A 21,287-nucleotide genomic window follows, 5' to 3' on the forward strand; every position below is an offset into this window, starting at 1 on the left:
TCTCTTTCACTGAGGTGAAATGCTGCCAATCCCTTTGTTTCTCTCGTTTTTAAGGAAATCCTCTCAGTCTTAATACTTAATAGGCAAGCTTTCTGCAAAAACAACGAAGGCGTCCATACACACCGGCAACTGCACGGCTTTTTGGATGCCCTCTCACTCATTAATAGATTAACTGTAAAAAGTCTTCGATTGTAATGCCGCCGAAATATTTTGCAATATCAATTTCCTTTAATGCCTCATTGATTGCTGCACGGTCATATTTACAGCCTGTTAAAAGCTGCTCTACTTCCGCTACATCACCAACACCGAAGAAGTCCCCATAAATTTTTATTTCTTCAATAATGCCGCGATTTACCTCTAAGCGGATATCGATGCCGCCAGATGGGAAACGATGTGTTTTTTGAATATTGAAGCGTGGTGATTTGCCGTAATTCCACTCCCATTTTTGATAGCGCTCCGCCGATAGTTCATGGATTTTTTTCCAATCCTCATCAGTTAACTCATAATAGCGAATATTTTCCTCACCATCGAAGATTGATTTTAAAATTTCCATACGGAACTGCTCTACAGAAATTTTTTCTGTTAAAAACTCTGAGATATTGGCAACACGTGAGCGCACAGATTTAATACCTTTTGACTCAATTTTGTCCTTCTTTACTTTTAGTGCAGATACAACTTGATCAATATCTGTATCAAACATCAATGTACCATGGCTGAACATGCGACCACGTGTAGTATATTGCGCATTGCCTGATACTTTACGACCTTCCGCTAAAATATCATTGCGCCCTGACAACTCTGCATTGACACCTAATTTTGCAAGTGCATCGACTACAGGCTGCGTGAATTTTTTATAGTTGTGGAAGCTATCGCCATCATCCTTCGTTAAGAAGCTAAAATTCAAATTGCCTAAATCATGATAAACAGCACCACCGCCTGATAAACGACGCACAACAATAATATTATTATCCTCTACATAATCTGTATTAATTTCTTCAATTGTATTTTGGTTTTTGCCAATAATAATGGAAGGCTGGTTAATATAGAACAGCAGAAAATCATCTTGCTCAATATCCATATTGCGCAAGATGTACTCCTCAATCGCTAAATTAATACGCGGGTCTGTAATGCCTTTATTATCAATAAAATACATGTTGTATCTTCCCTTCATCAAATGTTCATATTTTATTTTAACTTAAATTAGGCATTTTGTGTTGACGAATGCACACTGTTATAATACAATACATATAAATAAATCAGTATTATAACAGTTAACTCAAGGGAGGGAAAATGCTTATGTTAGAAAACGTAGTGGAATTTTTCAGAAACTTACCAGAGAAAACTTGTATACAATGCGGTAAAAAGATGGAAGAGCAAAGCGAATGCTACAGCCATGCTTGTGAAAACTGCAATAAAATCTAATCACGTGAATCGCATCCCTATGATGATTCTATAAATGAACTGCTTACACATAAAAGGCAACAAGAAGGCAAATATTCATTCGCCCTCTTGCTGCCTTTTGCAATTTTATATTCATGATGGGGATAAAACCGGAAAATAATCATCTTAGACCTATTTTTTATTCAAGTAATTCTCTTTGTTTATCTTTTTACTAGGGACTGTCCCATAGCAGATAGTGACAATTTATTGTCACCACCCGCATATTTACAGCAAATAGCTTTTATAAAAGCTATGGTTGAAAAGGTGTACCCTTTCCATTATGCCTCTTGCTTCGAATAGCGACGCGTAAAAATTAATGCGAAGTAGCCAAGCGTAATTGCTAAGCTTACAACTGCAAAGCCCGCTAATACGGCAAAGTTGAAGCCTAAGAAGGCTGTGTCACCTGTGGAGATGGCTACTTTAAATGCTTGCACAGAGTACGTCATTGGGAAGAATGGGTTAAATGCGCGCAATGGCATTGGCACTAATTCTAATGGGAATGTACCCGCACTTGTTGTTAATTGGATGATTAAAATGAGGATAGCTACAAAGCGTCCCGGGTCACCCATAATTGATACAAGCATTTGAATAATCGCTAAAAATGTGAAGCTTGTTAATACTGTTGTTAACATAAACCACGGCAAACTTTCTACCTGTAGCCCTAAAATACCAACGACAATTGCAACTGTAATCGCTGATTGGATTATACCAACCACTGCTAGTACAAAAACTTTACTGAAGAACCACGTAACCGCATTTGTCGGGCGAGCTGCGGGTTCTACAAATGGGAACACAATCGAAATTAATAGAGCACCTACGAATAATCCTAATGAAATAAAGTATGGTGCGAAACCAGTTCCATAGTTAGGTACATGGTTTACTACAGTTTTCTCTACATCTACAGGCTGTGCAACCATTTCATAGTTCGCATCACTAGAGTCAATATTAGCCTCTTCGCTTGCTTCTTGTAATTTAGACGTTAATGTTGTCGCACCTTCAGCAAGTTCCTTCGTACCTTCTGCTAAAGTAGTAGAGCCATCAGCTAATTCACCAGATTTTTCAGCAAGTAGCGATGTGCCATCGTTTAATTTACCTGTACCAGAAACGACCGTATTTAAGCCTGCTGCTAATTCGTTAGCTCCAGTTTTTGCTGCATTAGCACCTTCTGTTAATTCATTTAATTTTTCAGCAATCGCTGCATTACCACCAACAATTGTATGAATTCCGCTACTTAAAGCATCGCTACTTGCTACAAGATTATTTGCACCTTCTGTAATTTGTTGTTGACCTGCAAGTAATTGATTGCTGCTTTCATTTAACTGTGAAACGCCTTGCTGCAATGAGTTGGAGCTTACTGTTAAATTGTTTAAGCCCTCAACCAATTGTGTACTACCTTCATTTAATTGTGTTAATGTCGCCTGCAAACTCTCTGCCTTTTCAGCAGGTAGTGTCGCTAAAATTTGTTGCATTTGCTCTGATAACGAGTCAATGCCTGCATTTAATTTTGTTGCACTATCGCTTAATTGATTGGCACCAGCCTGCAAATTGCCTGTGCTTTCTGTTAAAGAGCCTAATCCTTCATTAAATGACTGCTGTTTTTCTACTAATGTTTTTTGGCTGTCCGCAATTTGTGCCGCGCCATCCGTATAATTATTTATCCCTTGTGCGAGTTGCTTTGCGCCAGTCGATAATTCATCTGCACCTGCTGCGAGCTGTGAGCTACCTTGTGCGAGCTTTGCTACACCATCAGCTAAGCTTGTTGCTCCTGTTGCTGCCTTTTGCGCGCCTTGCTTTAACTCACTCGTACCATCAGCAAGCTCAATTGTGCTCGATGCTAACTGCTCTAAATAGCCTTGTAAATCATTAGCGCCATTCATAATTTCCTTAGCGCCCTCATCTAATTTAGATGCACCATCAGCCGCCTCAGCAAAGCCATCGCCTAGTTGCGTAATGGAAGTAAATAATTTTTCAGCATAGGTTTTTGCTACTTGCGAATTGACTTCAATTTTAATCTTTTCCATGGCTGTCTCACCAATTTGAGCACTTAAAAAGTTAAAGCCCTCGTTTGGAATATAGTCAATTACTAATTTTGATGGCTGTTCGTCAAGCAATGTTGTTGCGTGTTGAGAGAAGTTTTCTGGAATGCGGATAAGCATATAGTAATTACGATCCTGAAGTTGCTCCTCCGCATCCTCCGCTGTTATTTCTTCAAACTTAAATTGCTCACTTGAAACAAGCTTATCCGTCAGCTCCTCACCAAGCTGCATCGTTTCCCCTTCAAATGTTGCACCAGTATCCTCGTTTACAATCGCAACAGGTAAATTCGTTAATTGTGCATAAGGATTCCAAAATGCCCATAAAAACATCCCGCTATACAGTACTGGAATGAATAGTACTGCAATGATTGATATGAACATTTTGCGTGTCTTGAAAATTTGCAACCATTCAGATTTAAACACTGTTATCACCTTTCTTTTTACGAATTGACCGAAATCGTCATACGGTCACTTTAGAGTAATAAAAAATCAAAGTTCTGTCCGAAAAGCTGACTCATCTTTGATACAACAAAAAGTTGATTGTACTTAGCCATTTTAAAGTCAAAGGAAAAGACGTTAGATTCACTGTTTATAACCTTTTAAAACGGTCATTATTTTAATAAAGGATAAATGAATCGTCTGAAAAGCAGTGCTTTGCATGCTTTTCGGACGCCCTCTGATTTTTCGATTACCTCTGTAAGCCTCTGAAAATCGTTTGCTTAAAAATAGCCAAAATTTGGTCTTCACTCATTGGCTCATCATGTATTTGCTGCCAATCTACAACGAATGCTAAATAAGATTTAAACAATAAATACGCGACGAGTGGCGCATTGCAATCATGCACTTCACCTTTGTTAATGCCGATTTCAATGCGACTAGCAATATAAGAAACTCCCTCACTTTCAATATCTTGAAGCATTTGCTTAACTGCTGGTGTACGTAATTCCTTTTCTTCCTCAATCAATTTTGCAAAAAGGACATGGCGCTCTCTAAATTCCAGCATTTTCATTAATACACTATGACCATTTTCAGTAAATGATTTATTTGTATCAATTGTTGCATCCATCGCGATTTTCATTTCTTTAATAAGCGACAAGACAACTTCTTTTAAAATTTCTTCTTTATTAGAGAAAAATGTATAAATCGTTCCTTTTCCGACGTTTGCAATTTTAGCTACTTGCTCCATTGTCGTTCCCTTATAACCGAATAAAGAAAATGACTTAGTAGCTGCTTCTAAAATTTCCTGTCTGCGATCCAATTCATTCCCCCCTTTTTCATAAAGAATATCTTTTAAAATAAAATGACCAGAAAACCATTTCGGTCATCTGGTCATTATTATACACGCCTCAAAAAAATTTGCAAGTATTTATCTTGTTTCAGTAAAAAAAATTTCCTTCCCTATAAGACGATGAGATGAATGCTTTATTAATGGCCACCTTCATCATCTTCTCCATGGTCCTCATCGTCACCATGCTCACCATGGTTCATCGAATTATCGCTATTATCTTCTATTACTTTACTCATATCTGGACTACCAGCAATAATTTGCTGTTTCGGCATAACATGAATGCTTCGTGCTGTTGTATGTGCAAACATATAATAAACACCATCATGCTCAAAATTAAATTTCGCTTTATAAACGCCATCTTTATCTAACTTGCCATCTATCATATGTCCTTCATCTCTTAAGCCCGATTCCCATACCTCGAATTGAACAACTGCATCATCTACATTCTCTTCTCCTTGTGTGACATAAGCGATTAAGTCGATTTCCTCATTCACTGCGACAGCTTCTGGTGTTTGAATTTCTACTACAATTTCCTGGGGCATAACGCCGTTGTCTAAAGTATCTACTTCTGGCTCGTCATTACAGCCTACTAAAAACATTGGTACTGCTAATAAACTTAAAAACCACTTTTTCATTATTTATTCCTCCATTAATGGTATTTTCACATACACACATGTGCCTATGCTTAATTCACTTTCTATCGTTAACTGTCCTTTGTGCTGCTTAATAAGCTGCTCAACAATTGATAGACCTAGTCCACTGCCACCATCAGACCGACTTCTTGCCTTATTCACCCGATAAAAACGCTCTGTTATATGCGGTAAATCCTCTTTTGGAATACCAATACCGACATCCTTTATCGAAATTAGTGCATAGCGCTCAGCAATAGCTGTTGTAATTTCCACCTTTGAACCTACCGAAGAATAGCGAATTGCATTTTCTAAAATATTGATAAAAATTTGCTTTAACTTTTCCTCATCACCTAAAACAATTAATTCCTCATCAAGTGTTTCACGTAGTTCAATTTGTTTTATCTGTGCGGAAGCGTGTAAAATAGCCGTCACCTCACGCACTGTTTCTGCTAGGGCAATCGGGTAAAGCTCTAGTTCCTCTTGCTCCTGTGTCGTACGCGCTAATTGCAAAAGTTCATTCGTTAAACGCTCCATACGACTAGCCTCGCGCGTAATAAGTTGGATGGCTTCACGCTGTTCTTCCTCAGTCATATAATTTTGACCAATCGCCTCGCTATAGCCTTTAACATAGCTAATAGGCGTTCGGAGCTCATGGGAAACAGTCGCTAAAAAGGTTTTTTGCTGCTCGTCCTCCTGCTGGATAGCATATGCCATTTGATTAAAGGCCTCTGCAAGCTGACCTACCTCATCCTTTGATGCTACATTCACTCTTGTCTCATAATTACCTTCTGTCATTTTTTCCGCTGCCTGTTGCACCTCATGAAGCGGTCGCATAATACGGCGTAGCCCCTGTGCTATAAAGAAAGCTACACATAAGGAAAACAGTGCAGCCCCACCAATTAAAAAGCCAATTTCAGTATTAGCTAACTCGCTAATTTTTGTTAGTGGATAATATAAATAAATAATGCCTTCTAAGCGATTGTACTCAGTAAAAGGCAGTATGACGGAAATAATAGGGCGGTCGAAGCGCTTTTCATAGCCTACCTTCGTCACCGTCTCCCCTTGCAGTAATTGCTCGCGCTCACTCGGCCCAATGAGCGTATCATAATCTATGTCAAACGGTACACAAGCACTTAGTTCACGTGGATTGCGCACCGCAAATATTTGAAAATGAGAATACGCATTGAAGTCCTCAACGCGTGCTATCAATGCATCGTCCACTTTCCCACCACGATACATCGTTTGCAGCTTTTCTCCTACTTCTATCATCGACTGCTCCATATCAGAAACATAAAGCTCTTCATAAATGAAGTTTGATAAAATATACATAAAAGCAATTGTCGCGATAAGTAAGCTGCACATTAATACCCATATTTTTGTCGTCAGCTTTTTCATAATGGTTCTCCGAATCGATAGCCGATTCCCCAAACCGTTTGGATATACTCACTCGCCTCTTTTAATTGTTTGCCAAGCTTTAAACGCAATGTTTTAATATGCGTGTCGACTGTGCGCGTCCCCCCCGCATAATCCATATTCCAAATGCGCTCTAGCAACTGCTCGCGCGAATAAACGATATTAGGATTTTGCATAAACAAATAAAGTATTTCATATTCCTTTAATGTTAATGGCACTGCTACATCTTGAACGAAAACTTTTCTCGACACTTCATCTATTTTAATCACACCATATACGAGCAGCTTTTGTCCTGCTTGTAAATCCACTGTTTCTGAACGTCTCAGGACAGCAAAAATTCTAGCAATAACCTCACTTGCAGTAAAAGGTTTGACAATATAATCATCAGCTCCAATTGTTAAGCCATTTACTTTATCCTCATTCGCATCTTTTGCAGTTAAAAAAATAATGGGCACATTGGAAGTTTGTCGAATTGTTTTGCAGACAGTAAAGCCGTCAAGTTCTGGCATCATAATATCTAGTAAAATGAGGTCAATGGAATGTTTATTTAATTGCTCATATGCCTCGTAGCCGTTTGCCGCTGTAATAGTTTGTATGCTCTCCTTGCGCAAAACGACTTCTAACAAATTTCGCATATCCCGCTCATCATCTACAATTAATACAGTTGTCATTTAGGAATCCCCCCTTACCAGCAGTTGAAACGGCCCTTTTTCTGTTGAAATCGTTTCATCTATTTGACCTTGCTTGATAAAATATAATTTATTATCATCGTAGCCTGCAACGATAATATAATTATTAAAATAAGCAACTACAAATGGATTTGCTCCCACCTCTAATTTCCATTTAATTTCACCTGTCGGCTCTGCCACATAAAGCATATTGCTACCATGACTGACAATCGCAAGCTCGTCCTCTTTTTGTGCAAAGCCCACAGGCATAATGGGCATTGTTCGCCTATAGAGCTCAGTACCTGTCGCTAAATCAAGCGCTTTTATCGCCTCATTTGGACGTATACCTTCACCATGTCCTCCGATGAATAACGTGTTATCAATTATCGCAAAGCCATGTGATGATTTTTCAATCGGCCATTCTGCCTGCAACTCTAAATCTTCCATTGAAACAACAGATAAAACAGTATCTTTGTAATTGACAACATATAACAAGCCTTCATGCGCAATCATCGACATTGGATAGTTGCGTAAAGCAAGCTCTCCATCCGGTTCACCATATAAATTATAGCGCATTAAACTATTCGTCCGGCTATTCGTTAAAAAAATCATTTGCTCGTCTTTCGCGTAATAGGCATTCGTTGTTCCAATACCCGTTTCCATTGTCGCGAGCTTTTTTCCCGAGGATAGCTCATAAATATCAGCCTCTGTCAATTGATGACCATATAATAAAACTCGATCTTGTTGAAGTAATATTGCACCTGTATATGCTTTTTCAAACGCCCAAGTTGTGAGTAGTTCACCATGTTTATCATAAAAAGTAATTGAAGGCTCTAAAATATTCACTGCTGCAACGAACGATTGATGTGGATTAATGCTCGCATAGCGTTCACCTGTACAGCCAACTAATAACAATACAAAAGCAATCATGCATGTTAGTTGATACTTCATCTACTCATCCTCCCACTCCATCGTACTGGATAATTGTGAAATAATGATGAAAAACTTACGGTAAATTTATGAACATTATATCTTCTAACAGCTAAGTAAGTGCATTGAATTCTACTTAAGCTCATTTTAAATCAATTACACCGAGGCTAACTCTAGTTGAGAAGCTTGAACTAGTGCTGTCTAATAAGACCTTTTTATTTCGACGACGCATTGAAAGAAAGTTTTCTCTATTTTAATGAGGCAATATTTTACCGAAACACTAAATAAAGCGTCCAAAACGCCGGCTACTGCACGGCTTTTTGGACGCCTCAATTTATGAAGTGCTGTAAACATCGATAGGATATAAATAAGGTGTTTCAGGCTCTTGAATTTCTACCCATTGCTCTATTTTAATAATTGGCAAATATGCCCCGTCAAACTCCGTTATATCTAGTGTTCCAATTACCTCAACCCATGTATCCTCAGCAAGAGAAGTTGCTTCAGGGAAATCAGAAAGGAAACCTACTATATTAGCATCTGCAATGCAATGTGTAATAAAAAATCTTGATATGACCATTTGATTTTGAGCGAATTCCTCTTCTTTCAAAATAAAACCATTTAATTGAATTCTCCTTCCTATATATTCCGATACATTATTATTTATTTCGTCATAATAAATAATATAGTCTTCTGCAGCCATATTGATTTTTGATTTTTTAAAAAGCTCCTTCTTCAAAAGCTCATATTCATTTTCTTGCATTTCCTTTCTACCCTCTATTAATGCTGGGTCAGGCTCATGGTCATATATGTTTTCGACAATCGGTTTATTTGAGCTAACATAATCTCCTATATTAGCTTGCTGCTGTTTTGTCAGCATCATCACCCCTCCTTTTTTATCAGCAATTGTAGAACCTAATATTTGAGCTGGCAAAAGGAAGCCTGTAAGTATCGGTATAATAATAATTGTGTAGGAAAGAGCTTTTCTCGTAGTGAAGGACGTGTTTTCATGGTCATGTGTAGAACAGCAATGCTTGTCATGATGGTGCTTTTTTTCGGCAATTCTAGTTAACTGTACTAAAAATAAAATAAAAAATAAAACTGCCGCTACTATACTTAAATTGCCGTATTTAGGATTGATAAGTTTTTTTATTTCACCAGTCCAATGCAGGCTAAAAAGCATCGCAGAAAATGACAGTAAAATGCAGGCTTTAAAAGCTTGTCGATAGCTAATTTTCACGTTGTCCCCCCTATATATAATTTGCCAATACGAATAAACTAAAATAAACTACTGACGCGATAAAAATGAATAACCAAATAACAAATTTCACTCTAAAAACACCTAACAGCATCATTGTATTTTTTAAATCAATCATTGGGCCGAAAATTAAAAATGATAGGATTGCTGGAGTAGAAAATATTGAACTAAAGGATGCACCTATAAATGCATCTGCCTCAGAACAAAGAGAAAGGATAAATGCTAGTCCCATCATTACTAATAACGAGGAAGATAAGTCATTTCCAATTGAAACTAATGCCTTCGTAGACATATAAGTTTGTACAAAAGCAGCTAAAAATGCACCAATAATTAAATACTTGCCCATATCAAAGAACTCATCTACCGCATGTTTTAGCATGTTGTTTAATTTTTTTAAAAAAGGCTCTTTATCTGTTTTTATAGCGTTGTTGTCATGTAATATCTCTTTTTTAAATTGATTACCTTTAAATAATATACTAATAATTAGCGCAATAACCATCGCTATAGCAAAGCCTAGAATCATTCGTAACCCTGCTATTTTCATATCATTCCCGAAGGCCATGTAAGTTGAAATAATGACAATAGGATTAATAAGAGGCCCTGTCAGCATAAATCCAATAGCTGCGTGTATAGGCACTCCTTTTGTAATAAGTCTCCTCACTATTGGCACTATGCCGCATTCACAAGCAGGAAACAATGCTCCTACAACGCAGCCCATCAAGACTGACAGCCATTTACTTTTCGGAATCCATCTTTGAATATGCTCCTCTGTCAAAAATATTGAAATAAAGCCTGCAATTAATACCCCTATTAATACAAAAGGCAGGGCTTCTATTAAAATACTCAAAAAAATTGTATTTAGATTTAATAACGAAGCAGTTGTTGTGCTAAAGGACGTTAGATGGTTTACTATTGGCGAAATCAGAAACAACAATAATAAAATAAATATTCCCCAAGTAATCAATAACCCCTTTGACATAAAAGCGTTTTTTTCCATAATTACCTCCATGACTCGTGGATGTATATTGCAAAGTAAAGTAATTTATGAAAAATAGCATTTAGATATTCTTATAATTACTGTATACTTTTATCAACAAAATTTTTACCACTTGAATATTGGAGGGAGGTTCATTATGAAATTTCGTTTTTTTATTATTATAATTGTTGTACTATTTTTATCTGCCTGCATACCAAAAATAGTGACATTTGCAGGAGAAAACGAGAATTGGGAAGTCATTTTCGAGGTGACAAATGATAAAATAAAGAAGGAGCAATGCGTTGAGTTTTCAGGGTATATTCGCTATATCGGCAATGAGCCTATACCTGAGAAAATCGAATATACAATTAACCATGGATTTGAAACAACTGACACACCAACATTAGACGACAATGGTATATTTCACTTTACAAAGGGCTGCACATATGCAACAGAGGGTTCTACGGTTGAAATCACGATTCAGTGGGAAGATAAAGTAACTACAATCCATTTAAATAAATAAAGCTGTTTGAAAAAGTATTACCCCTTCAAACAGCTTTATAAAAAAACAGATATACTCCTGCTATTACTCAGGAGTTGTCCGAAAAGTCCATTTTGTTTTGACACTGCATTGAAATAAATGTTTTCATCGCTTCCCTTTTACAGAAGGATAACGCTGCTAAAGTCAATGTTCACCCATTTTTAAAAGAGGCGTTCTCTGTTTATATGAATCAACATTTTGCGAAACATCATCGCTACTGTCCCTCTTTATATTCAAACAACTTTGTAAGCATGCTCTCTGCCGCTTCTTTCCCTTGGGCAACACATTCTGGGACACTGATACCCTCATAGGAGCTTCCAGCCAATTGAACGTACGGAAATTGCTGCATTAATTCCTCTTGCATTGTATGAAGCCGCTTTTCATGTCCAACTGTATATTGCGGCATCCCTTGCTTCCAGCGTGTTACAACAGTTGTTAGAGGCTTATCTTTAATGCCTAATAAGCGACATAAATCTTGTAATACTGTCTTTTCAATTTCTGTATCAGATAGCTCTACGACCGCCTCATCCCCAACACGTCCGATATAAATGCGCAATAAATCATAACCATCTGGCGCTACATTATCCCATTTGCGGTTACTCCACGTACAAGAAGTAATAACAAAATCGCTGTTTCTAGATACGAAAAAGCTCATCGCATCCTTGTATTTTTCAATTTGCTCGCGCTTAAATGCCATCGTTACAGTAGCAATTGTCGCATAATTCATATTCGGCAAATGTTGCATTAAATTATGTGCTTTAAAGGCTTCTTTCGCAACATTAAAGGGTGAAGTCATAATAATGGAATCTGCTTGAATTGGCTCACCATTGTTTACATGTACAGTCATAGTGCCATCTAAAGCTTTATCTATCGATTCTACACGCACACCTTTTAAAATTCTGCACGTTGCTAATTGCTCCTCTAATACTTCTATTAACGTTTCCAAACCATTTTGAAATGATTCATAATAAGCTTCCTCGCCGATTACATGCGGGTACAAATGCTTGCCGTTTTTCTTTAACCCTAGTAATAAGCTACGATGCTCCTTTTCCAACTGAAAAAACTGCGGAAACATCGCCTGAATACTTAAATGGTCGATATCTCCTGCAAATGTTCCTGCTAATAATGGCTCTACTAAATTTTCAACTACTTCTTTGCCAAAGCGGCGTCTAAAAAAATCGCCAATTGGCTCATCTTCTTTTTCAGGCGATTTCGGTAATAATAAATCACCAATCGCTCGGATTTTACCTGTAAGCGAAATTAAACCGGATGTTATAAACGAAGATACCTCGGGCGCTCCCCCAAGTAAAATACCACTCGGAATAGGGTATAACTCGCCCCCAACTGCGACATAGGCTTGTCCTGTATTATGGCGAACAATTTCATCCTCAATACCTAAATCAGCAGCCAAATTACGCACGCTACCAGATTGGTCGAAAAACGATTCGGGACCTCGCTCAATTATAAAACCATCTTTACGCAATGTTTGAATTTTTCCCCCAAGGCGCAATGATGCTTCAATTACTGTAATTTCTATTGGTAAATTATTTTTTTTCGCTTCTTGCTGCAAATAAAAGGCTGCGGATAATCCAGTGATGCCTCCACCAACAACAACAATCCTCCGTTTTTTTCTATTCGTCACTATCATCACTCTCTTATTATAAGTATCGCATTTTACTATCCTTTATCTTGATTCAGAAGAAGATTTCTAATTCTATAGATGACAAAATGAATGTTCGTTAACACTCATTTTCGCAGGCGTGCAAACTCCTGCTGAATCAAGATAAGGCCTCTGGCAAATGCTTCAAATTTTACAAGGTATTAATTGGCTAATAACTTAATTTAGCTATGCTTGTCGGGAATAACCAAAAATCTTAGCAAAAATAAGCCAAGGCATAATTGATTTCTAAATAGTGACTAGTAGCCACACTAGAATTAAATTACAGACCTTTATCAAGTGCGTAAGCCTTTTTAAATGGCATCTCACCATTCAAAGTGCAAACAACTGTCTAAAAGGTAGGCAGTAACCTACTTTTCAGACAGCCACATTTTTTTATGCTAATTTTTTATTAATGGCATCTACCATTGCATCAATAAATAATGTATGTGTATTTGGCATTGTTGGTCGATAATAGCCTACGCCTAGCTCATCACACACTACTTTACATTCGAAGTCATTGTCATATAGCACCTCTAAATGCTCTGTAACAAATCCAACTGGAGCATAAATGAATGCTTTATAGCCATGCTCTTTAAATAAATCACGTGTTAAATCTTGTACGTCAGGTCCTAACCAAGGTTCTGGGGTTTTTCCTTCTGACTGCCAGCCTACTGCAATATTTTCTATTGCTGACGCCTCTTTAATTAAACGTGCTGTTTCAATTAACTGCTCTTCATACGGATCGCCAGCAAGTTTAATTTTCTCAGGCAGGGAATGGTTTGAAACGATTAAACAGCAGTTCGCTCGCTCTTCCTCAGACATTTTTGCTAGTTCACCATCGACTGCTTGTTGCCAATATTTAATAAATTTTGGCTCATCATACCAAGCTTCCACTGATTTAATTGTTAAAGTACCGCCTAGTTTTTCAGCCGCTTCCTGTGCACGTCCATTATAGGATTTAATAGAAAATGTAGAGAAGTGCGGTGCTAATACGATTGAAACAGCATCCGTAATACCTTCTTTTACCATCGCTTCTACTGCATCTTCCACGAATGGCTCGATGTGCTTTAAGCCGATAAATACTTTATATTCTACTTCGTCCTGCACTTCGTTCAAGCGTGCACATAATGCATTAGCTTGTGCCTCCGTCATTTTTGCTAATGGTGAAATACCACCAATTGCACGATAGCGCTCTGCTAAATCATCAATATCCTCTTGTGCTGGCTTACGTCCATGGCGGATATGTGTATAATAGCGTTCAATATCTTCTTCCTTATATGGCGTACCGTATGCCATTACTAATAATCCTCGTACTTGTTTCATGCGTGTCACCTCTTCAATAGATTAATTTATCCCGCATTAACGGGCAGTAAGACGCCCACTTCAAGACTTAAGTGAAATCAGCATAAGGATAAGTGGGAAATCAACTGCCCGTTAATGCCTAATTGGTTCAACTAACAATCAGTAGGGGATGAGAAAAACCCCCACTAATTGAAGTTTCACTTTATCCGCGCTTCGCAATTTGCTCGCGGCTATATTCGTGAATAAACGCAGTTAGACGCTTCAAAACTGCTGGCTCAACGTCTGGGAATACGCCATGGCCTAAGTTGAAAATATGGCCAGATGCCTCTAAACCTTGATCGATAATTTCCTTCGCTCTCGCTTCAAGTACATCCCAGCTTGCTACTAGCATTGTTGGGTCTAAATTTCCTTGTACTGGCTTTGTAATACCTTTCGCGCGCGCCTCTTGAATGGATAAGCGCCAATCCAAGCCTACTACGTCAATCGGTAAGTCATGCCATTCATTTACTAAATGACTAGCGCCTACACCAAATTGAATAAGTGGTACATTTAATTTGCGTAGCTCACTAAAAATACGCGTCATAACAGGCTTGATAAAGATTCGATAATCAGCTACATTCAATGCGCCTACCCACGAATCAAAAATTTGAATAGCCTTCGCACCCGCTTCGACTTGCGCAGTAATATCAACAATAATCATATCTGCCAACTTGTCCATTAAAGTGAACCAAGCTTGCGGCTCTGATACCATGAAAGATTTTGTTTTTGCGTAATTGCGTGAAGGGCCTCCTTCAATCATATAACTTGCTAATGTAAACGGTGCACCACCGAAACCGATTAACGGTACGCTCAATTGCTCTTGTGTCAGCATTTTAATTGTTTCTAATACGTAAGGTGTGTGCTCCTGTGCATTAAACTCCCCTAGCTTTTCAACATCTTGCACAGAACGAATGGGATTAGAAATGACTGGTCCAACACCCGCTTTAATTTTCACATCCACACCGATTCCTGGTAATGGCGTGACAATATCTTTATAAAGAATAGCAGCATCCACATCATACTGCTCTACAGGTAAACGAGTTACGTAAGCACATAGCTCTGGCTGCATTGTAATTTCTTCAAGCGAATATTTTTCTTTAATTTCTCGGTACTCTGGCTGCGAACGCCCTGCTTGTCGCATATACCATACTGGCGTGTGTTCTGTACGTTCCCCGCGCGCTGCTCTTAGCAATGTATCATTAAATGTTTTCATATTTACTTAATTTCCTTTCCCCTCAATTTTATTACTGTTGACTCAATCCATTGATACCCATTATCAATAGTAAGCTGTCCACAGTCTATTGTATAGTTTTCTTATTAAAATGTCATAAAAATGTTGTTTCTATAAGCATTGTTTTGACAAATATTGTTTCAATAGCTTTAAATGGAGGTAATCATGTAAAACGGAGGCGATTCAATATGTATATTTACTTTACTTCTGGCACAGCAGATTTTATGGAGAAAGTACGAGCGAAGCATGCCGATGAAGCCATTTTCATTATGCACGGTGAAGGCAATACTGTGCTCATTCAAGAAAGTGATAAGAAAAAATCGGTATTTGCAGTACCGCGCAAATATGAGGTGCTTGATGCAGTGGGAGAATTACACCAAAAGGGTTACTTCGTTATGAACAATATCCCTGTCTCCGATGAAGGTCGTCCTGTTTTCGAGCACCGCTTTTTAAATCGCGCTGGCGCAATCGAACAGGAACCCGGCTTTATTGCATTTAGGCTACTACGACCATTAGATTCTGATACGTACATCGTTCTCACACAATGGGCTGGCCCCGCGTCCTTTGAAGCATGGCAATCCTCGCAGGCCTTTAAAAAAGCCCATAGCGAACGCCCAGCCACTTCGCCTGCCCAAAACATCTTTAGCGGCGCAAGCTATGTAACAAAATACGCTGCTCCCCTTGACGAAGAATAAGAATAGCGGGGGCTGTCCAAAAAGCCGTGCATAGCCGGCATTTTGGACAGTAGCGATGATGTTTCACAAAAGGTAGATTCCTATAAACAGAAAATGCCTCTTTTAAAAATGGGATGAACATTGGCTTTAGCAGCGTTATCCCTCTGTAAAAGGAAAGCGATGAAAACATTGATTTCAATGCGAGGGCAAAGCAAAATGGACTTTTCGGACAACTCCTTGCTCCTTAATTCCGTGAAACTCAGCAACCCGCGCCTACTATTCATTTATTTTGCGTTTTACAAGTTTTATTGTACATTTCCGCAAATTCGCTATTTTTTCGATAATCGTAGCGTTAATTCACTTACGACAATGATAATAATTGGAATCATATAAAAATGCGGTTGAGCGATTGCACAGAGTGTTACAATAATGGACTGCACTACACTCGTTATACGCAATAGCTTTTCTACAGCTTTCAAACGCTGTGTTGGAGCAATTGGGAATAACATATCCATGCGAAACTCGCCATTCGATAGCAGCGCTACCTTTAATTGCAATGTTGTCGCAAAGGCAAGTGCTGCCACAACAATCCATGCCACGATTGCGATATCAACAAAAGCTGTAATTACTGCGGCAATCGCAGTTAGGCGCAGCCATAAATAAAAATGGTCGTCCGTCCGAATAAATGTACGGAATACTAAATAAAGCTGTGTGTTTTTACTCGAAAATGCAATCCATTTATAGGCACTATCCAGCCAAGCACGTCGACGAATTGTACCACGTAAATGAGGTACATCTGTAAAGTAGTTAGCAAAACGGTAAAAGCGCAACATCCGATTTTGCTCCAAATGCACAAAATGCTCGTACGGTACAGGCTGCCCTATTACTCTCTTTTGTAGCGACATTTTATAAGCAAAAAATATGACTAGATAAATTGCTGCCAAATATACGCTCGATGTGAGTGCTGTTTCAATGGCTAAGATTGATAATAACCCCCTTGCTAAACGATCCACCACAATGGCCTGTCCACGGTTAGCAAAGCGATAATTGAACTCAATCACGACATTCAAATACTTTAAAGCAATGATAAAGGCTAGACCTAGCCAAATTTGCAATGACGATAGTTCCGTCACCGTTTTTAAAAGTGGTATCGTAACAATATACACAACAGCAGGGATAATGAGCTGGGACCAAAACGTCCAATTGACAGCCTTTTTAAAATAGACGGGCATCTGTGTTTCTAGCGGCAATAAATAAACTTGGTCTGGTTCCTTTATAAGCGTTGTCGGGCGGCTAAATGCAAGTAAAATGCCAACAGTGGCAGCTACTAACCATTCGGCAGGGAAGCTAGCTGGGGCTACCTTCAGCCATTCACTATATTGATAGCCTGCTGCTCCTGCAACGAAAACGAAAACAATTGCAATATGACCCGTCACAATAAAGCGCATATATTTCTGCACTTCATTAACAAAATGCCCGAAGCGCACCTTCCATATATTATGCATGTTGTTCATTGTCTTGCTCCTTTGTCATTGCAATATATAAATCGTCTAGGCTCGCATTTGGCATGTTAAACGCCGCGCGTAAATCATTCATCGTCCCTTGTGCACGCACATGTCCCTCATGTAATAAAATAATTCGGTCACAATACTTTTCTGCCGTTGATAAAATATGAGTTGACATTAAAATGGAAGCACCCTCTCGCTTCTTCGCATCCATTTGCTCTAAAAGAGATTGAATACCGAGCGGGTCTAATCCAACAAATGGCTCATCAACAATATAAAGTGCCGGGTTAATTAAAAAGGCACACATAATCATCACCTTCTGCCGCATCCCCTTTGAAAAATGCGCAGGAAACCAATTTAAACGCTTCTCCATTCTAAATTCCTTCAATAAATAGGTAGAGCGCTCCTTTAATGTTTTTTCATCCAAGCCATAAGCCATCGCAGTAAGCTCTAAATGCTCCTTCAATGTCAGCTCATCATATAAAATTGGCGTTTCAGGAATATAGGAAAAAGCTTTTCGGTACTCATCCATATTTTGTTTTAGCGTCACACCATTCAGGCGAATTTCTCCTGCCTGCGGTAAAAGCGTGCCGATAATATGTTTGATTGTTGTACTTTTGCCCGCGCCATTGAGCCCGATTAAGCCCACTAGCTCTCCTTTTTCAATTGTAAAAGATAAATTTTTAATAACAGGCTTACGCGTATAGCCACCTGTTACGTTCGTCACTTGTAAAATTGTCATGAAATGTCACTCCTATCTCTTCAGTTTAGTTTAACAAAAATAAGCAGAACAAGCAGTTCATATATGCTAAAATATATGTACAATTTGATTATTTTATATGAAGGAGTGCAAAAACAATGAGTGAGTGCCTATTTTGTAAAATTATTGACGGGTCTATCCCAAGTATAAAAGTATATGAGGACGAGCATGTATACGCTTTTATGGACATTATGCCTTTAACAAAAGGTCATACATTATTAATTCCGAAAAAGCATTGCCGTGATTTATTTGAAATGCCTGAAGATGTTGCTAGCCACTTATACGCAGCGGCACCGAAAGTAGCAAAAGCAATTCAATCAGCCTTCAATCCTATCGGTTTAAACACAGTAAACAATAACGGAGCTGCTGCTGGACAAACTGTTTTCCATTATCACCTGCACTTCATTCCACGCTACGATGAGACGGATGGCTTACGCTTAGTTTGGACAACAACACAGCCTTCTAAAGAAGAGCTAGCAGAGGCTGCTGAAGCGATACGTGAATTCATCTAATTCGATTGAGCCGAAGTCCCCCATTTCTCTCTAAGGCGGGATGTGCAAGAAAATAATAAAAAAAGAGAGCCCGGCGGATGTCACAGAATTTAAAGGAAGGCTGCAAGCCGTAAGTTAGTTAACCGTTGGCACAGGACGCGACGATTTTACAATTAGCTCGAAAAAATCTGGACGAGAGTTAACAGAAGCGTAATTAATTTTCTTTCTTGCTTTTTTATAAAATTATTCGTACAATAAAATGTAAGTTTTCGCTAATAGCAACGAGTGCATATTAGGAAAATGCCAAATTAAATGAGCATAGCTTAGAGGAGAAGAGACAAATGAATACAAAAAATTTAGTATTAATGGCGCTGTTAGTTGGGATTGGTGCCACACTTTATGTGATTATCCCGGGTTTTAATGGTGGCATGAAGCCTGACTTTATGCTAACAATGATGTTTATCGGAATTATACTATTCCCAACATTGAAGGAAACATTTTTATTATCGCTCGCAACTGGCGTTCTATCTGGGCTATTTTCAACTTTCCCAGGTGGCTTCGTACCTAACATTATTGATAAAGCAGTAACAGGCTTTGTCTTTTTAATCATCGTACTGATTTTACGTCATAGCGTTCAAAAAGCAGCCGTATCCATTATCATAGTAGCTACTGGAACAATTATTTCTGGCACAACATTTTTAACAATGGCGCTGCTATTAACAGAAGTACCAATTGATTTTTCAGTGTTATTTGCAACAGTCGTATTACCAGCAACTGCCTTAAACGCAATTGCTTTTGCAATCATTTTCCCGATTGTCAGCAAATTACTAAAGCGTTCAAACTTCAAAACGTCCGTATCACATGCGTAAAATAAAAAAGAAGCATCCGAAAAGCGTGCAAAACACCGCTTATTGGATGCTTTATTTGTTTTAATGAAAGGAAAAGCCTCCGAATCCCAAGCCTATCATATTCTCGCTGCTTCTTACTTTCAAGAAACACGATTGAAATGTTGCAAAAGCAGTGGCTCGGCACGCTTTTCGGACGCCCCATCCCCCTATCGTTTGTATAATCAATACACGAAATGGTTTAATATAAATATAAAAGAATTAAGGAGAGATGTTTTATGAAGGCCAAGCCATTTTTAATTGGGTTAACTGCTGGAATCGTCGGTGGTGCGATTGCCACGATTTTATCCGCCCCACAATCAGGCAAAGAGCTGCGAACGAATATTACAAGCTTTTCAACGAGTACGAAGGAACGCTTAAACGACGTTAATTTTCAAACAAAAAATGTCAAGCAATCTTTTAGTAATTTATCAAATGAAGTAAAAAACAATATTCCTCAAATAATAAAAGAATTATCGCAATCATTCACAAGCTTCAAACAGCAAATTGAACCAGAAACGGCTCTATTAAAACAAGAAATCGAAGGATTACAGAAATCTATCGGCGAAATCGAGCAAAATCTATCGCAATTCACTGAAAAAGACGAGAAACAAAAACAGGTATAAAGAACCATCCGACCGAAGAAAGATATTCATTTTATTATTATTTTTAATAATTTTAGATGTTTCTCTTGATGAATGTAATTATTTTATTTTTCAAACTTTAAACTTTTTTCTTTTATTGCTATAATATTTTAAAATTGCAACGAAAGAAGAAGGTGAAGATTTTGTCTGAACAATTATATACAACGAAAGAAGCAATGCTTTATAGCCAAAGAACTGCCCAGCTATCTAAAGCTTTATGGAAGGCTGTGGAAAAGGATTGGCAACTTTGGATTAAACCATATGACTTAAATATAAACGAACACCATATTTTATGGATTTCGTTTCATTTACAAGGCGCATCTATTTCAGATGTTGCGAAATTTGGTGTAATGCACGTTTCTACAGCTTTTAATTTTTCAAAAAAATTAGAAGAGCGTGGCTTATTGAAATTTTCAAAGCGCGATGATGATAAGCGCAATACATATGTGGAGTTAACAGAAGCCGGTTCACAGTTAATCATTTCAATGAATGAACACTATCACGACACACCACACTGCATTTTAGATGGCTCTCTACCTTTGCGCGAAATATATGGTAGATTCCCAGAGTTTTTAGATGTTATGGCGGTTATTCGCAATATTTACGGCGAGGATTTTATTAAAATTTTTGAACGCTCTTTTAAAAATTTTAAAGAAAATTTTGACCAAGTACATTCATCTCCCCAGCAATAATAAATAATACGAGGCTGTCTGAAGGGTGGTGCATTTGCACGCTTATCAGACAGTTTTGCAATTTTATCCCGTATTAACAGGCTGTAAGACCCCCACTTCAAAACAACAGATAAAATCAAGATGTTTAAGTGGGGGATCCAACAGCCTGTAAAAACCCGATTGGTGAAACTACCAATCAGTGGGGGATGAAGAAAACCCCCACTGATTGAAGGTTCACTTTATCCCG

21 protein-coding genes are annotated in these 21,287 nt (G+C 38.2%); 7 read left to right on the forward strand and 14 right to left on the reverse strand.

From position 1 onward, the window contains the following. Positions 1 to 160: 160 nt before the first annotated feature. Positions 161 to 1,153, reverse strand: coding sequence for a lipoate--protein ligase (gene lplA, locus C9J36_RS12070; RefSeq protein WP_066167181.1), 993 nt, complete (start codon positions 1,151 to 1,153; stop codon positions 161 to 163). A gap of 143 nt (positions 1,154 to 1,296) precedes the next feature. Here lplA and yhfH point away from each other — a divergent pair, with 143 nt between their 5' ends. Continuing rightward, positions 1,297 to 1,422: a protein YhfH gene (gene yhfH / locus C9J36_RS12075; protein ID WP_082799036.1), complete on the forward strand. Its 126-nt coding sequence runs from the start codon at positions 1,297 to 1,299 to the stop codon at positions 1,420 to 1,422. A gap of 296 nt (positions 1,423 to 1,718) precedes the next feature. Here yhfH and C9J36_RS12080 read toward each other — a convergent pair whose 3' ends face one another. From C9J36_RS12080 to C9J36_RS12115, 8 genes are all read right to left on the reverse strand, one after another. Next, on the reverse strand, positions 1,719 to 3,899 hold the full coding sequence (locus tag C9J36_RS12080; RefSeq protein WP_107943288.1) for a YhgE/Pip domain-containing protein: 2,181 nt from the start codon (positions 3,897 to 3,899) through the stop codon (positions 1,719 to 1,721). Positions 3,900 to 4,164: 265 nt separating this feature from the next. Further along, a complete protein-coding gene (locus tag C9J36_RS12085; RefSeq protein ID WP_066167188.1) occupies positions 4,165 to 4,734 on the reverse strand; it encodes a TetR/AcrR family transcriptional regulator in 570 nt (189 codons plus the stop codon). 167 nt (positions 4,735 to 4,901) lie between these two features. Continuing rightward, entirely contained in the window at positions 4,902 to 5,399 is a 498-nt protein-coding gene (locus C9J36_RS12090) for a FixH family protein (RefSeq protein ID WP_066167191.1), read from the reverse strand. Positions 5,400 to 5,402: 3 nt separating this feature from the next. After that, the gene (locus C9J36_RS12095; protein ID WP_107943289.1) at positions 5,403 to 6,791 is read right to left on the reverse strand and encodes a sensor histidine kinase; all 1,389 of its coding nucleotides are present in this window, start codon (positions 6,789 to 6,791) and stop codon (positions 5,403 to 5,405) included. After that, positions 6,788 to 7,480, reverse strand: coding sequence for a response regulator transcription factor (locus tag C9J36_RS12100; protein ID WP_107943290.1), 693 nt, complete (start codon positions 7,478 to 7,480; stop codon positions 6,788 to 6,790). The genes C9J36_RS12095 and C9J36_RS12100 overlap by 4 nt, the downstream gene beginning before the upstream one ends. Beyond that, the gene (locus tag C9J36_RS12105) at positions 7,481 to 8,428 is read right to left on the reverse strand and encodes a YncE family protein (RefSeq protein WP_107943291.1); all 948 of its coding nucleotides are present in this window, start codon (positions 8,426 to 8,428) and stop codon (positions 7,481 to 7,483) included. Between the two features lie 313 nt (positions 8,429 to 8,741). Further along, complete coding sequence (locus C9J36_RS12110; protein WP_107943292.1) at positions 8,742 to 9,644, reverse strand: TIGR03943 family putative permease subunit; 903 nt, start codon at positions 9,642 to 9,644, stop codon at positions 8,742 to 8,744. Positions 9,645 to 9,654: 10 nt separating this feature from the next. Next, positions 9,655 to 10,659 carry a permease gene (locus C9J36_RS12115; RefSeq protein WP_066167205.1) on the reverse strand — a complete coding sequence of 335 codons (1,005 nt, stop codon included), beginning with the start codon at positions 10,657 to 10,659 and terminating at the stop codon, positions 9,655 to 9,657. Between the two features lie 136 nt (positions 10,660 to 10,795). Between C9J36_RS12115 and C9J36_RS12120 the strand changes: the two genes are divergently transcribed. Continuing rightward, positions 10,796 to 11,161, forward strand: coding sequence for a hypothetical protein (locus tag C9J36_RS12120; RefSeq protein WP_107943293.1), 366 nt, complete (start codon positions 10,796 to 10,798; stop codon positions 11,159 to 11,161). A 232-nt stretch (positions 11,162 to 11,393) separates the two neighbouring features. On the opposite strand, the gene hemY is transcribed toward C9J36_RS12120, so the two are convergent. The 3 genes from hemY to hemE form a co-directional block, all read right to left on the reverse strand. Then, on the reverse strand, positions 11,394 to 12,827 hold the full coding sequence (hemY, locus tag C9J36_RS12125; RefSeq protein ID WP_107943294.1) for a protoporphyrinogen oxidase: 1,434 nt from the start codon (positions 12,825 to 12,827) through the stop codon (positions 11,394 to 11,396). Positions 12,828 to 13,232: 405 nt separating this feature from the next. Further along, on the reverse strand, positions 13,233 to 14,162 hold the full coding sequence (gene hemH / locus C9J36_RS12130; protein ID WP_107943295.1) for a ferrochelatase: 930 nt from the start codon (positions 14,160 to 14,162) through the stop codon (positions 13,233 to 13,235). A gap of 181 nt (positions 14,163 to 14,343) precedes the next feature. Next, positions 14,344 to 15,393, reverse strand: coding sequence for a uroporphyrinogen decarboxylase (hemE, locus tag C9J36_RS12135; RefSeq protein WP_066167221.1), 1,050 nt, complete (start codon positions 15,391 to 15,393; stop codon positions 14,344 to 14,346). A 206-nt stretch (positions 15,394 to 15,599) separates the two neighbouring features. On the opposite strand from hemE, the gene C9J36_RS12140 reads away from it, so the two are divergent. Next, positions 15,600 to 16,106 carry an antibiotic biosynthesis monooxygenase family protein gene (locus C9J36_RS12140; protein ID WP_066167224.1) on the forward strand — a complete coding sequence of 169 codons (507 nt, stop codon included), beginning with the start codon at positions 15,600 to 15,602 and terminating at the stop codon, positions 16,104 to 16,106. A 308-nt stretch (positions 16,107 to 16,414) separates the two neighbouring features. Here the strand turns inward: C9J36_RS12140 and C9J36_RS12145 are convergent, their stop codons facing one another. Together C9J36_RS12145 and C9J36_RS12150 are read right to left on the reverse strand one after the other, a co-directional pair. Further along, the gene (locus C9J36_RS12145; protein WP_107943296.1) at positions 16,415 to 17,599 is read right to left on the reverse strand and encodes an ABC transporter permease; all 1,185 of its coding nucleotides are present in this window, start codon (positions 17,597 to 17,599) and stop codon (positions 16,415 to 16,417) included. Next, positions 17,583 to 18,332, reverse strand: a complete 750-nt coding sequence (locus C9J36_RS12150; RefSeq protein WP_107943297.1) for an ABC transporter ATP-binding protein — start codon at positions 18,330 to 18,332, stop codon at positions 17,583 to 17,585. Before C9J36_RS12150 ends, C9J36_RS12145 begins: the two co-directional genes overlap by 17 nt. A gap of 116 nt (positions 18,333 to 18,448) precedes the next feature. Between C9J36_RS12150 and C9J36_RS12155 the strand changes: the two genes are divergently transcribed. The 4 genes from C9J36_RS12155 to C9J36_RS12170 all read left to right on the forward strand — a co-directional run bounded on the left by C9J36_RS12155 (position 18,449) and on the right by C9J36_RS12170 (position 21,061). Next, complete coding sequence (locus C9J36_RS12155; protein WP_066167233.1) at positions 18,449 to 18,862, forward strand: HIT family protein; 414 nt, start codon at positions 18,449 to 18,451, stop codon at positions 18,860 to 18,862. 320 nt (positions 18,863 to 19,182) lie between these two features. Next, on the forward strand, positions 19,183 to 19,710 hold the full coding sequence (locus C9J36_RS12160; RefSeq protein WP_066167236.1) for a tryptophan transporter: 528 nt from the start codon (positions 19,183 to 19,185) through the stop codon (positions 19,708 to 19,710). Positions 19,711 to 19,964: 254 nt separating this feature from the next. Continuing rightward, positions 19,965 to 20,351 carry a YtxH domain-containing protein gene (locus C9J36_RS12165; protein ID WP_066167239.1) on the forward strand — a complete coding sequence of 129 codons (387 nt, stop codon included), beginning with the start codon at positions 19,965 to 19,967 and terminating at the stop codon, positions 20,349 to 20,351. Positions 20,352 to 20,512: 161 nt separating this feature from the next. Further along, positions 20,513 to 21,061 (forward strand): HTH-type transcriptional regulator Hpr, encoded by a 549-nt coding sequence (locus C9J36_RS12170; RefSeq protein WP_107943298.1) that lies wholly within the window; start codon positions 20,513 to 20,515, stop codon positions 21,059 to 21,061. Positions 21,062 to 21,287 lie beyond the last annotated feature (226 nt).

This window comes from Metasolibacillus fluoroglycofenilyticus, assembly GCF_003049645.1.
GTDB classification, from domain to species: Bacteria; Bacillota; Bacilli; order Bacillales_A; family Planococcaceae; genus Metasolibacillus; species Metasolibacillus fluoroglycofenilyticus.

Bases quoted from the DNA above. Each gene is read 5' to 3' on its own strand.
- lplA (WP_066167181.1), bottom strand. From the start codon at position 1,153: ATGTATTTTATTGATAATAAAGGCATTACAGACCCGCGTATTAATTTA.
- yhfH (WP_082799036.1), top strand. From the start codon at position 1,297: ATGTTAGAAAACGTAGTGGAATTTTTCAGAAACTTACCAGAGAAAACT.
- C9J36_RS12090 (WP_066167191.1), bottom strand. From the start codon at position 5,399: ATGAAAAAGTGGTTTTTAAGTTTATTAGCAGTACCAATGTTTTTAGTA.
- C9J36_RS12095 (WP_107943289.1), bottom strand. From the start codon at position 6,791: ATGAAAAAGCTGACGACAAAAATATGGGTATTAATGTGCAGCTTACTT.
- C9J36_RS12100 (WP_107943290.1), bottom strand. From the start codon at position 7,480: ATGACAACTGTATTAATTGTAGATGATGAGCGGGATATGCGAAATTTG.
- C9J36_RS12105 (WP_107943291.1), bottom strand. From the start codon at position 8,428: ATGAAGTATCAACTAACATGCATGATTGCTTTTGTATTGTTATTAGTT.
- C9J36_RS12115 (WP_066167205.1), bottom strand. From the start codon at position 10,659: ATGGAAAAAAACGCTTTTATGTCAAAGGGGTTATTGATTACTTGGGGA.
- C9J36_RS12120 (WP_107943293.1), top strand. From the start codon at position 10,796: ATGAAATTTCGTTTTTTTATTATTATAATTGTTGTACTATTTTTATCT.
- hemY (WP_107943294.1), bottom strand. From the start codon at position 12,827: ATGATAGTGACGAATAGAAAAAAACGGAGGATTGTTGTTGTTGGTGGA.
- hemH (WP_107943295.1), bottom strand. From the start codon at position 14,162: ATGAAACAAGTACGAGGATTATTAGTAATGGCATACGGTACGCCATAT.
- hemE (WP_066167221.1), bottom strand. From the start codon at position 15,393: ATGAAAACATTTAATGATACATTGCTAAGAGCAGCGCGCGGGGAACGT.
- C9J36_RS12140 (WP_066167224.1), top strand. From the start codon at position 15,600: ATGTATATTTACTTTACTTCTGGCACAGCAGATTTTATGGAGAAAGTA.
- C9J36_RS12145 (WP_107943296.1), bottom strand. From the start codon at position 17,599: ATGAACAACATGCATAATATATGGAAGGTGCGCTTCGGGCATTTTGTT.
- C9J36_RS12150 (WP_107943297.1), bottom strand. From the start codon at position 18,332: ATGACAATTTTACAAGTGACGAACGTAACAGGTGGCTATACGCGTAAG.
- C9J36_RS12155 (WP_066167233.1), top strand. From the start codon at position 18,449: ATGAGTGAGTGCCTATTTTGTAAAATTATTGACGGGTCTATCCCAAGT.
- C9J36_RS12160 (WP_066167236.1), top strand. From the start codon at position 19,183: ATGAATACAAAAAATTTAGTATTAATGGCGCTGTTAGTTGGGATTGGT.
- C9J36_RS12165 (WP_066167239.1), top strand. From the start codon at position 19,965: ATGAAGGCCAAGCCATTTTTAATTGGGTTAACTGCTGGAATCGTCGGT.